General features: G+C 63.0%; 10 protein-coding genes. 9 read left to right on the top strand and 1 reads right to left on the bottom strand.

Annotated elements, in window-relative coordinates; all coding sequences use genetic code 11:
* Positions 1 to 3 precede the first annotated feature (3 nt).
* From HNP46_RS08955 to HNP46_RS08920, 8 genes are all read left to right on the top strand, one after another.
* Complete coding sequence (locus HNP46_RS08955; protein ID WP_184587908.1) at positions 4 to 939, top strand: NAD-dependent epimerase/dehydratase family protein; 936 nt, start codon at positions 4 to 6, stop codon at positions 937 to 939.
* Positions 939 to 2,234 carry an NAD(P)/FAD-dependent oxidoreductase gene (locus HNP46_RS08950; protein ID WP_184587906.1) on the top strand — a complete coding sequence of 432 codons (1,296 nt, stop codon included), beginning with the start codon at positions 939 to 941 and terminating at the stop codon, positions 2,232 to 2,234. Before HNP46_RS08955 ends, HNP46_RS08950 begins: the two co-directional genes overlap by 1 nt.
* On the top strand, positions 2,231 to 2,650 hold the full coding sequence (locus HNP46_RS08945; protein WP_184587904.1) for a GtrA family protein: 420 nt from the start codon (positions 2,231 to 2,233) through the stop codon (positions 2,648 to 2,650). The genes HNP46_RS08950 and HNP46_RS08945 overlap by 4 nt, the downstream gene beginning before the upstream one ends.
* 672 nt (positions 2,651 to 3,322) lie before the next feature.
* A complete protein-coding gene (gene arcD / locus HNP46_RS08940; protein ID WP_184587903.1) occupies positions 3,323 to 4,774 on the top strand; it encodes an arginine-ornithine antiporter in 1,452 nt (483 codons plus the stop codon).
* Between the two features lie 16 nt (positions 4,775 to 4,790).
* Positions 4,791 to 6,047 carry an arginine deiminase gene (arcA, locus tag HNP46_RS08935; protein ID WP_184587901.1) on the top strand — a complete coding sequence of 419 codons (1,257 nt, stop codon included), beginning with the start codon at positions 4,791 to 4,793 and terminating at the stop codon, positions 6,045 to 6,047.
* A 139-nt stretch (positions 6,048 to 6,186) separates the two neighbouring features.
* Positions 6,187 to 7,197 (top strand): ornithine carbamoyltransferase, encoded by a 1,011-nt coding sequence (locus HNP46_RS08930; protein ID WP_184587899.1) that lies wholly within the window; start codon positions 6,187 to 6,189, stop codon positions 7,195 to 7,197.
* A 71-nt stretch (positions 7,198 to 7,268) separates the two neighbouring features.
* Complete coding sequence (arcC, locus tag HNP46_RS08925) at positions 7,269 to 8,201, top strand: carbamate kinase (RefSeq protein ID WP_184587897.1); 933 nt, start codon at positions 7,269 to 7,271, stop codon at positions 8,199 to 8,201.
* A 267-nt stretch (positions 8,202 to 8,468) separates the two neighbouring features.
* Positions 8,469 to 10,367, top strand: a complete 1,899-nt coding sequence (locus HNP46_RS08920) for a beta-ketoacyl synthase (RefSeq protein WP_184587895.1) — start codon at positions 8,469 to 8,471, stop codon at positions 10,365 to 10,367.
* A gap of 195 nt (positions 10,368 to 10,562) precedes the next feature.
* Here the strand turns inward: HNP46_RS08920 and HNP46_RS08915 are convergent, their stop codons facing one another.
* Positions 10,563 to 11,387 (bottom strand): HDOD domain-containing protein, encoded by an 825-nt coding sequence (locus HNP46_RS08915; protein WP_184588156.1) that lies wholly within the window; start codon positions 11,385 to 11,387, stop codon positions 10,563 to 10,565.
* Between the two features lie 190 nt (positions 11,388 to 11,577).
* Here HNP46_RS08915 and HNP46_RS08910 point away from each other — a divergent pair, with 190 nt between their 5' ends.
* Entirely contained in the window at positions 11,578 to 12,117 is a 540-nt protein-coding gene (locus tag HNP46_RS08910) for a type 1 glutamine amidotransferase domain-containing protein (RefSeq protein WP_184587893.1), read from the top strand.
* Position 12,118: the final 1 nt, after the last annotated feature.

Here is a 12,118-nt window from a genome sequence, read left to right as displayed (position 1 = left end):
GTAATGCAAAGGAAGATTCTCCTTCCCGGCGGCGCCGGCCTGGTCGGACAGAACCTGGTGGCCCAGCTCAAGGAACGCGGCTACACGAACCTGGTGGTGCTCGATAAGCACCGCGCCAACCTGGACATCCTGCGCAACCTGCACCCGGAGCTGACCGTCGAGTACGCCGACCTTGCCCAATCCGGCGAATGGGAAAGGCACTTCGAAGGCGCCGATACCGTCGTCATGCTGCAGGCGCAGATCGGCGATCCGAATCCGGAGCCCTTCGTACGCAACAACATCACCTCGACCGAGCGCATTCTCGAGCTGATCAAGCGCTACGAAATTCCCTACACGGTACATATCAGTTCGTCCGTGGTGGAATCGGTCGCCGACGACCATTACACCAATACCAAGAAAGAGCAGGAACGCATCGTCCTGGAAAGCGGGATCAACTGCGTCGTGCTGCGACCCACCCTGATGTTCGGCTGGTTCGACCGCAAACACCTGGGCTGGCTGTCGCGCTTCATGCAGAAGGTGCCGGTATTCCCGATCCCCGGTAACGGCCGCTACATGCGCCAGCCCCTGTACGCCGGCGACTTCAGCAGCATCATCGCCAGTTGCATCGAGTCGCGGATCGCCGGCCAGGTCTACAACATCACCGGTCTGGAAGAGGTCGACTACATCGACATCATCCGCACCATTCGCCGCACCACCGGCGCCCGCTGCCTACTGCTGAAGATCCCATACGGGCTGTTTTACGTATTGCTGAAGACCTGGGCCCTGTTCGACAAGAACCCGCCCTTCACCGCCGACCAGCTCAAGGCCCTGGTGGCCCGTGATGAATTCGAGGTGATCGACTGGCCGGAGATCTTCAAGGTGAAACCGACCCCCTTCGCCAAGGCCGTGGAACAAACCTTCAAGCACCCCACCTACAGCAAGGTCGTACTGGAATTCTGATGAAGGACAATCAACGCATAGCCGTGCTCGGTGCCGGCCCCATGGGGCTGGCAGTGGCTTACCAACTGGTCAGGGATGGCCATCGTCCAGTGATCTTCGAAGCCGATGATCGTGTCGGCGGCATGACCGCACACTTCGACTTCGGCGGCCTGTCCATCGAGCGCTACTACCATTTCCACTGCATCTCCGACCACGCCTTTCTCAAGGTACTGGAGGAGCTGGGGCTGTCCGACCGGATGACCTGGGTCGCCACCAAGATGGGTTACTGGTACCAGGACAAGGTTCAGCCCTGGGGCAACCCGGTCGCCCTGCTGAAGTTCTCCGGCCTGAGCTTCATCGCCAAGTTCCGCTACGGACTGCACGCCTTCCTGTCCACCAAGCGCAATGACTGGAAGCCGCTGGACCATGTCGAGGCCACCGGCTGGATCAAGCGCTGGGTGGGCGCGGAAGCCTACGAGGTGCTGTGGCGCCGGCTGTTCGATTACAAGTTCTACGACTACACCAGCAACCTCTCGGCAGCCTGGATCTGGAGTCGAATTCGCCGCATCGGTCGCTCGCGCTACAGCCTGTTCAAGGAAAAGCTCGGTTACCTGGACGGCGGCTCCGAGACCCTGCTGCATGGGCTGCGCGACTATATCCAGCAGCATGGCGGCGAGTTCCGCCTGTCCACCCCCGTGAGCAAGGTGCTGATGGAAGGCGGCAGGATTCGCGGCGTCGAGGCAGCCGGCGAGCAGCACGCCTTCGACAAGGTGATCAGCACCATCCCGATGCCCTACGTCCCGCGCCTGATGCCGGACCTGCCGGAAGCCACCCTCGACGCGTTCCGCTCGGTGAACAACATCGCCGTTGTCTGCGTCATCGCCAAGTTGCGCAAGGCGGTTACCGAGAACTTCTGGCTCAACACCAACGATCCCGAGATGGATATCCCGGGCCTGGTGGAGTACAGCAACCTGCGCCCGCTGGATGAGCACATCGTCTACGTACCCTTCTACATGCCCGGCGAGCATCCGAAATTCCAGGAGCCGGACCAGGCCTTCCTGGACAAGGTGAAACGCTACCTGCAGAAGATCAATCCGCAGCTGGCCGACTCCGACTTTCTCGAACTGCGCGCCAGCCGCTACCGCTACGCCCAACCCATCTGCGACCCGGGCTACCTGGAGCACCTGCCGCCGGTAGAACTCCCCGTGCAGGGGCTGTGGGCAGCCGACACCTCCTACTACTACCCGGAGGATCGCGGCATATCCGAGAGCATCGATTTCGGCCGCAAGATGGCGATCCAGGCAGCGGCAAAATGATCAGGCATTTCCTCACCCGCCAGTTCCTGACCTTCATCGGTGTCGGCGTGACCGCGGCCCTGGCCAACTGGTGTACCCGCTACGCCCTGAGCCAGGAGCTGAACTACTCGCTGTCGGTGCTGCTGGCCTACCTGGTGGGGATCAGCGTGGCCTTCCTGCTCAATCGACGCTTCGTGTTCCCGGGTTCGCCACGACCGATCGCGGCACAGGCGCGGGAATTCCTGCTGATCAATGTGGCCTTCATGCCGGTGGTCTGGGTCTCCGCCCTGGCATTTCGCTATGGGCTGCGCCAGCTGGGTCTGGAATCCATCGCCGACGGCCTGGCTCACGCCCTCTCCCTGGCAGTCCCGGCATTCGGCACCTTCCTGCTATACAAGTTCTTCACCTTCGCGGGCCCGAAGACACAAGAACGCTGATCACTGCCTGCGCTTCTGGCGGGAGCCGCTCACTTCCACGGCAGTGGCGGAAATTCCGCCGATGAGGCCGACAGCTAGGCAGAAATCCGCCTATCCGCGGCACTGCGGCCAGGGGAGAACGGCGCTACAACAGGCCCCGGCGGCGCCCTGCTGCCTGGCACACACCTTGCTCTGCGATACGCAGCGATTGCCTGGTGCAATCGCTCTCGCGGCCTGCCCGTCTTGCCGCGCCCGCCGGGCCACGAACCTGGCGGTGTCCTTCGGCCATTGGCCTTCTCGCGCTCACTTCCGGTCGGGCGCATCGCCGGGTGCAGTGATCCTGCCCCGGCCAATCCCCCTTTCAGCATGATCGCTCAGGATTTTCCTACATAGCGATCAAGTCCTTGCGCTTGCCTGCTAGCAAACTGCCATCTCAGTCGAATGACTTGCCCGCTCTGGGCTGCCCTTTTGCAGGCGGCTAAGGGAGGCGTCCGCGCACGCCCAATTCGTTACGAAATCCCCTCTAAATCGGGCGCTAATGGAAAACCTCTCCTATGGTTTATCCGGGGTGAGCGGAGCAGGAAGTCCCGCTCGAAACATTGGATAGCGAGCTATTGACCTGTGTCAGGAGCGTCCCGCGGGGACAGGCGCCTAATAGCTTCACTCTCCAACTTCCTATAGGGAGATTCTTAAATGTCTCAAGAAAGCAGCCAAAAACTACGACTCGGCGCGCTGACAGCCCTGGTCGTAGGATCCATGATCGGCGGGGGCATTTTCTCCCTGCCACAGAACATGGCGGCCAGCGCAGACGTCGGCGCCATTCTCATCGGTTGGGCCATCACCGCGGTCGGCATGCTGACCCTGGCGTTCGTCTTCCAGACCCTGGCCAACCGCAAACCCCAACTCGACGGCGGTGTGTACGCCTACGCCAAGGCCGGGTTCGGCGACTACATGGGCTTCTCCTCGGCTTGGGGTTACTGGATCAGCGCCTGGCTCGGCAACGTCGGTTACTTCCTCCTGCTGTTCAGCACCCTGGGCTACTTCTTCCCGATCTTCGGCAAGGGCGACACCGTCGCGGCGATAGTCTGCGCGTCGATCCTGCTGTGGGCCCTGCACTTCCTGGTGCTGCGCGGAATCAAGGAAGCGGCGTTCATCAACACCATCACCACGGTGGCGAAGGTTGTCCCGCTGTTCCTGTTCATCCTGATCGCCCTGTTCGCCTTCAAGCTGGACATCTTCACCGCGGACATCTGGGGCAAGAGCAATCCTGACCTGGGCAGCGTGATGAACCAGGTGCGCAACATGATGCTGGTCACCGTCTGGGTGTTCATCGGTATCGAGGGCGCGAGCATCTTCTCCTCCCGTGCGGAAAAACGCTCGGACGTCGGTAAGGCCACCGTGATCGGCTTCATCACCGTCCTGCTGCTGCTGGTGCTGGTGAACGTGCTGTCCATGGGCGTGATGACCCAGCCGGAACTGGCCAAGCTGCAGAACCCGTCGATGGCGCTGGTACTGGAGCACGTGGTCGGTCACTGGGGCGCGGTGCTGATCAGCGTCGGCCTGTTGATCTCCCTGCTGGGTGCCCTGCTGTCCTGGGTCCTGCTGTGCGCCGAGATCATGTTCGCCGCCGCCAAGGACCACACCATGCCGGAGTTCCTCCGCAAGGAGAACGCCAACCAGGTGCCGGCCAACGCCCTCTGGCTGACCAACATCTGCGTGCAGGTCTTCCTGGTCATCGTGTTCTTCACCTCCGGTAGCTCCGACGGTGGCATGGACCCCTACACCAAGATGCTGCTGCTGGCGACCTCGATGATCCTCATCCCGTACTTCTGGTCCGCCGCCTACGGCCTGCTGCTGGCAGTCAAGGGCGAGACCTACGAGAACGATGCGGGCGAGCGCAACAAGGACCTGATCATCGCCGGTATCTCGGTTCTCTACGCGGTGTGGCTGATCTACGCCGGCGGCCTGAAGTACCTGCTGCTGTCGGCACTGCTCTACGCACCCGGCGTCATCCTCTTCGCAAAAGCGAAACGTGAAGTGGGCCAACCCATCTTCACCAATGTCGAGAAGCTCATCTTCGCAGTAGTCGTGATCGGTGCATTGATCGCGGCCTATGGCCTCTACGACGGCTTCCTCACTCTGTAACTCCTGGAGACATCTCATGAGCACGGAAAAAACCAAACTTGGCGTCCATTCTGAAGCTGGCAAACTACGCAAAGTGATGGTCTGCTCGCCCGGACTCGCCCATCAACGCCTGACCCCGAGCAACTGCGACGAGTTGCTGTTCGACGACGTTATCTGGGTGAACCAGGCGAAGCGTGACCACTTCGATTTCGTCACCAAGATGCGCGAACGCGGCATCGACGTCCTGGAAATGCACAACCTGCTGACCGAGACCGTCCAGAACCCCGAAGCCCTGAAGTGGATCCTCGATCGCAAGATCACCAACGACAGCGTTGGTGTCGGCCTGACCCAGGAACTGCGTGGCTGGCTGGAAAGCCTGGAGCCCCGCAAGCTGGCGGAATTCCTCATCGGCGGCGTCGCCGCTGACGACATCCCCGAGAGCGAAGGCGCCAAGGCGCTGAAGATGTATCGCGACTACCTGGGCCACTCCAGCTTCCTGCTGCCGCCGCTGCCCAACACCCAGTTCACCCGTGACACCACCTGCTGGATCTACGGCGGTGTGACCCTGAACCCGATGTACTGGCCGGCGCGACGTCAGGAAACCCTGCTGACCACCGCGATCTACAAGTTCCACCCGGAATTCGTCAACGCCGACTTCGAAGTCTGGTACGGCGATCCGGACAAGGACCACGGCATGTCCACCCTCGAGGGTGGTGACGTGATGCCCATCGGCAATGGCGTGGTCCTGATCGGCATGGGCGAGCGCTCCTCCCGCCAGGCCATCGGCCAGGTCGCCCAGGCGCTGTTCGCCAAGGGTGCTGCCGAGAAAGTCATCGTCGCCGGCCTGCCGAAGTCCCGCGCCGCGATGCACCTGGACACCGTCTTCACCTTCTGCGACCGCGACCTGGTCACCGTTTTCCCGGAAGTGGTGAAAGAGATCGTTGCCTTCACCCTGCGCCCGGACGAGAAGAGCCCCTACGGCATCAACGTCCAGCGCGAAGACAAGGACTTCATGACCGTCGTCGCCGAATCCCTGGGCCTGAAGAAACTGCGCGTCGTCGAAACCGGCGGCAACAGCTTCGCCGCCGAACGCGAACAGTGGGACGACGGCAACAACGTGGTCTGCCTGGAGCCGGGCGTGGTGGTCGGTTATGACCGCAACACCTACACCAACACCCTGCTGCGCAAGGCCGGCGTGGAAGTCATCACCATCAGCGCCGGCGAACTGGGCCGGGGCCGTGGCGGCGGTCACTGCATGACCTGCCCGATCATCCGCGACCCGGTCGACTATTGATCCCAGGCTGCAGCAACAACGCGACTACACCCAACAGAGCGCATTGATCCGAAGAGGCGGCCCCAGCCAGGGCCGCCCGCCCCGCCAGCCACGAGCTGTACTGACGAGGCCAAGATTCCATCCCACAAGGAGAACGAACATGGCTTTCAATATGCACAACCGCAACCTGCTCAGCCTGATGCATCACAGCACTCGCGAGTTGCGCTATCTGCTCGACCTGTCCCGCGACCTGAAACGCGCCAAGTACACCGGTACCGAGCAACAGCACCTGAAAGGCAACAACATTGCGCTGATCTTCGAAAAGACCTCGACCCGCACCCGCTGCGCCTTCGAAGTCGCCGCCTATGACCAGGGCGCCAACGTCACCTACATCGACCCGAACTCCTCGCAGATCGGCCACAAGGAATCGATGAAGGACACCGCCCGCGTCCTCGGCCGCATGTACGACGCCATCGAATACCGTGGCTTCAAACAGGAAATCGTCGAAGAACTCGCCAAGTTCGCCGGTGTTCCGGTATTCAACGGCCTGACCGACGAGTACCACCCGACCCAGATGCTGGCCGACGTGCTGACCATGCGCGAGCACAGCGACAAGCCGCTGCACGACATCAGCTACGCCTACCTGGGCGACGCCCGCAACAACATGGGTAACTCCCTGCTGCTGATCGGCGCCAAGCTCGGCATGGACGTGCGCATCGCCGCACCGAAGGAATTGTGGCCGACCGACGAACACGTCGCCGCCTGCAAGAAATTCGCCGAGGAAAGCGGTGCCCGCATCACCATCACCGAAGACCCGAAAGTCGCCGTCAAGGGCGTGGACTTCATCCACACCGACGTCTGGGTCTCCATGGGTGAACCGGTGGAAGCCTGGGGCGAACGCATCAACGAACTGCTGCCCTACCAGGTCAACATGGAGATGATGAAGGCCTCCGGCAACCCGCGCGTGAAGTTCATGCACTGCCTGCCCGCCTTCCACAACAGCGAGACCAAGGTCGGCAAGGACATCGCCGCCAAGTACCCGAACCTGAAGAACGGCATCGAAGTCACCGAAGACGTCTTCGAATCCCCGTACAACATTGCCTTCGAGCAGGCGGAAAACCGCATGCACACCATCAAGGCAATCCTCGTTTCGACCCTCGCCGACATGTAATGCCGGGCCGCCCCGGGCCGCGCCGTGAGCGCCAGCCCGGGCGCGTTTCCACTCTTTCGGAGGAAATGAATATGCGTATCGTCGTCGCATTGGGCGGCAATGCCCTGCTGCGTCGTGGCGAGCCCATGACTGCCGACAACCAGCGCACCAACGTACGGATCGCTGCTGAACAGATTTCCAAGGTCGCTCCCGGCAACGAGCTGGTGATCGCCCACGGCAACGGCCCGCAGGTCGGCCTGCTGGCCCTGCAGGGCGCGGCCTACGAGAAGGTCAGCCCCTATCCGCTGGACGTCCTGGGCGCCGAGACCGAAGGCATGATCGGCTACATGATCGAACAGGAAATGGGCAACCTGCTGCCGTTCGAAGTGCCGTTCGCCACCCTGCTCACCCAGGTCGAGGTCGACTCCAAAGACCCGGCCTTCCAGAACCCGACCAAGCCCATCGGCCCGGTCTACTCCAAGGAAGAGGCCGAAGCCCTCGCCAAGGAGAAAGGCTGGAGCATCGCCCCGGACGGCGACAAGTTCCGCCGCGTGGTGGCCAGCCCGCGTCCGAAGCGCATCTTCGAGATCCGCCCGGTCAAGTGGCTGCTGGAGAAAGGCACCATCGTCATCTGCGCGGGCGGCGGCGGCATCCCGACCATGTACGACGAATCCGGCAAGAAACTCTCCGGCGTCGAAGCAGTGATCGACAAGGACCTGTGCTCCTCGCTGCTGGCCCAGGAACTGTCGGCTGACATCCTGATCATCGCCACCGACGTGGACGCGGCCTACATCGACTGGGGCAAACCGACCCAGAAGGCCATCGCCCAGGCCCACCCGGACGAACTGGAACGCCTTGGCTTCGCCGCCGGCTCCATGGGTCCGAAGGTCCAGGCCGCGGCCGAGTTCGCCCGTGCCACCGGCAAGGATGCAGTGATCGGCTCGCTGGAAAACATCGTCGCCATCACCCAGGGCAAGTCCGGCACTCGCGTCAGCACCAACAAGCCTGGCATCGAGTACCGCTAAGCCCCACCCTCAGCAAAGGCAACATCGAAACGGGAGCCCTTCGTGGCTCCCGTTTTCGTTCAGGGCGTTCTGCGCGATCCGCCGGGGAACTCGTCGACTTCTTCCGACAATTCCTGGCGCAAGCGTGACTCGGCAGTCATCATCCTCGTCAGCTAAAGCATTCCGAATCATAGAAGCCACCGCCTGGCTTTGTGCCACCGGGCTGCCCCTGCATGGGCCACCGTCGTCCGGCGCACAAGATGCACTTGCTGAAGGAGTTTCCGAGAGATGTCTCGCTTACCGGTCATCGTTGGTTTTGGTGGATATAACGCGGCAGGCCGCAGTTCCTTCCACCATGGGTTCCGCCGCACCGTTCTCGAATCCATGGAGAGCGCCGCCCGCCAGGAAACCCTCGCCGGTCTCGCGGTGATGATGAAGCTGGTGAAAGTCGTCGACGGCCAGTACCAGGATACGGACGGCAACGCCCTCGATCTGGCGGCCATCGAGCAGCGTTTCGGCGAGCAGATTCGCCAGTCCACGCTGATCCGCCGCATCGAGCTGCAATACCTCGACGTCGACGCCGCACACTGCCACAAGAGCCTGACCGTCAGCGCCGCCGGCAGCCCGGTGAGCTTCACCACCCTGCGCAAGCAACTGCCCGAGCCGCTGCCGGCCAACTGGTCGGTGGAGGAACTCGAAGGCGGCGAAGTCCGCGTCACCCTGCACGACAGCTGCGAATTCAAGGTCGACAGCTACCGCGCCCTGCCGGTGAAGTCCGCCGGCCAGCTGCCCACCGGCTTCGAGCCGGGCGAGTTGTACAACTCGCGCTTCCACCCCCGCGGCCTGCAGATGTCCGTGGTCGCCGCCACCGACGCGGTGCGCTCCACCGGCATCGACTGGCAGACCATCTGCAACGCCGTGCAGCCCGACGAGATCGCCGTGTTCTCCAGCAGCATCATGAGCCAGCTGGACGAGAACGGCTTCGGCGGCCTGCTGCAATCGCGCCTGCGCGGCCACCGCGTGTCGGCCAAGCAGTTGCCGCTGGGCTTCAACAGCATGCCCACCGACTTCATCAACGCCTACGTGCTGGGCAGCGTCGGCATGACCGGCAGCGTCACCGGCGCCTGCGCCACCTTCCTCTATAACCTGCAGAAAGGCATCGACGTCATCACCACCGGCCAGGCCCGCGTGGCCATCGTCGGCAACGCCGAAGCGCCGATCACCTCGGAGATCATCGAGGGCTACGCCGCCATGGGCGCGCTGGCCACCGAGGAAGGCCTGCGCCACATCGAAGGCCGCGACGACGTCGACTTCCGCCGCGCCAGCCGCCCGTTCGGCGACAACTGCGGCTTCTCCCTGGCCGAGTCCGCGCAGTACGTCGTGCTGATGGACGATGCCCTGGCCCTGGAACTGGGCGCCGATATCCATGGTTCGGTGCCGGACGTGTTCATCAACGCCGACGGCTTCAAGAAGTCCATCTCCGCACCCGGTCCGGGCAACTACCTGACCATGGCCAAGGCCGTGGCCGCCGCCGCGCAGATCGTTGGCGAGCAGAGTGTGCGCCAGCGCAGCTTCGTCCACGCCCACGGCTCCAGCACCCCGGCCAACCGCGTCACCGAATCGGAAATCCTCGACCGCGTCGCCACCGCCTTCGGCATCCAGGGCTGGCCGGTCACCGCGGTGAAGGCCTTCGTCGGCCATTCCCTGGCTACCGCCAGCGCCGACCAGCTGATCTCCGCCCTGGGCACCTTCCGCTACGGCGTCATCCCCGGCATCAAGACCGTGGACAAGTTCGCCGACGACGTCTTCAAGGATCACATCGCCCTGTCCAACAGCGACGTGCGCCGCGACGACCTGGAAGTCTGCTTCATCAACTCCAAGGGCTTCGGCGGCAACAACGCCACCGGCGTGCTGCTGTCCCCGGCCGTGACCGAGAAGATGCTGCGCAAGCGCCACGGCGATACCGCCTTCGCCGCCTACCAGGCCCGCCGCGAAACCACCCGCGCCGCCGCCCAGCAGTACGACGAAGCCGCGACCCAGGGCCGCTTCGACATCATCTATAACTTCGGCAACGACATGATCGACGAGCAGGCCATCGAGATCAGCGACCAGGGCATCCAGGTGCCCGGCTTCAGCCAGACCATCGCCTACAAGAAGGACGAACGCTTCAGCGACATGCTCGACTGATCGCCGACGTTGAACGAAAAAGCCGGGCAGATGCCCGGCTTTTTCATATCTATCCCTTCACGAGGAGTAACCGGCTCTCTCACCCCGTAGGATGGGTGGAGCCTAGGCGATACCCATGCTGTCCAGGCACGGAGCGATGGGTATCGCTGCGCTCCACACCATCCTACAGAGAGCCCGAGCCTCAACTCGCGGAGCTCAATATGCCCCCTGCCCCACGCCCAGTTCGAGGATGCTGCTCTTGAGATTCTCGAAGTCGTACTCGGTCAGCCCGACGTAATCCAGCACCACCGCGCGCACGCTCTCCCACTCGTGGTCCTCGCTCTGGTTGCCCAGCACGCGGTAGGAACCGCAGATGTGCTCGGCCATCTTGAGGATCGCCAGCAGGTTCTTCAGCTGGGTATCACGGGAGTTGTCCTCGCTGAAGATCGACAACGCATTGTGATGGTTGGCGATGGCCTCGCAGACATGCTCGGGCAGGCGCCAGGAACGCGCGGTGAAGTAGCCGACCACCGCGTGGTTGGTGTTCAGCACGCGGTTCTCGGTATCCACCACACGGCGTTCGTCGCTGGCGCTGGCGTAGGCCTCTTCCAGCACATCCATGTAGTGCGGGAAGCGCTTGAGCATCAGCGGGATGCCGCAGTTGTGGAACAGCCCCAGCGCGTAGGCCTCGTCCACCGACTCATAGCCGATGCGCTTGGCCAGGGTCAGGCAGCTCATGGCCACGTCCTGGGCGGTGTCCCAGAAGCGGTTGAGGGTGACGATGGTGGCGTCGGTCATCTCACCCTTGATCGACTGGGCGTTGATCAGGTTGATCACCGAGCGGCTGCCCAGCAGGTTCACCGCGCGCTGGATCGAGGTGATGCGGTTGGCCAGGCCGAAGAACGGCGAGTTCACCAGTTTCAGCAGCGCACCGGACAGGCCCGGGTCCTGGCTGATCAGCTTGGCGATCGCCTTCAGGTCCGGGTTGGGCATGAACTGCTCCATCTGCAGGTCAACCATGATCTGCGGCTGCGGCGGCACGCTGATGCCCTGCAGGGCCTGACGAATCTGTTCGGCGGAGAGTTCTTGGGACATGGGGCGCGCTGGCAAAGTTGACGGGGCGCACAGTTTACCCAGAGCCGAGGCGTCTGGAACTGCTGCTTTTGATGGAACTTTCATCGGCGGCTGTGTCGGAACCTTTACACCCAGCGGACGAAATGGGAGACACGCCATGAGCCACACCCTCAAAGGCAAGACCGTCGCCATCCTGGTCACCGACGGTTTCGAACAGGTGGAACTGACCGGCCCGCGCGACGCCCTGAAACAGGCCGGCGCCCAGGTGAAGATCCTCTCCGACAGCAAGGACCAGGTGCGCGGCTGGAACCACGACCAGCCGGCGGACAGCTTCAAGGTCGACGGCACCTTCGAGACCGCCCGCATCGACGAGTACGACGCGGTGCTGCTGCCCGGCGGGGTGATCAACGCCGACCAGATCCGCAACCTGCCCAAGGCCCAGGAAATCGTGCAGAAGGCCGCCCAGGCGGAGAAACCCATCGCGGTGATCTGCCACGGCGCCTGGCTGCTGGTCTCTGCCGGGCTGGTGAAGGGCAAGACCCTGACCAGCTGGAACTCGCTCAAGGACGACATCAACAACGCCGGCGGCCACTGGGTCGACCGCCAGGTGGTCAAGGATGGCCAGCTGATCAGCAGCCGCAAACCCGACGACATCCCCGCCTTCAACAAGCAGCTGATCGAAACCCTGGCCGCCTGAG

Source organism: Pseudomonas nitroreducens (assembly GCF_014204515.1).
Lineage (GTDB): Bacteria > Pseudomonadota > Gammaproteobacteria > Pseudomonadales > Pseudomonadaceae > Pseudomonas > Pseudomonas nitritireducens_A.
The sequence above is the reverse complement of the archived record's forward strand: the minus strand, read 5'-3'. Positions and strand labels throughout refer to the sequence as shown.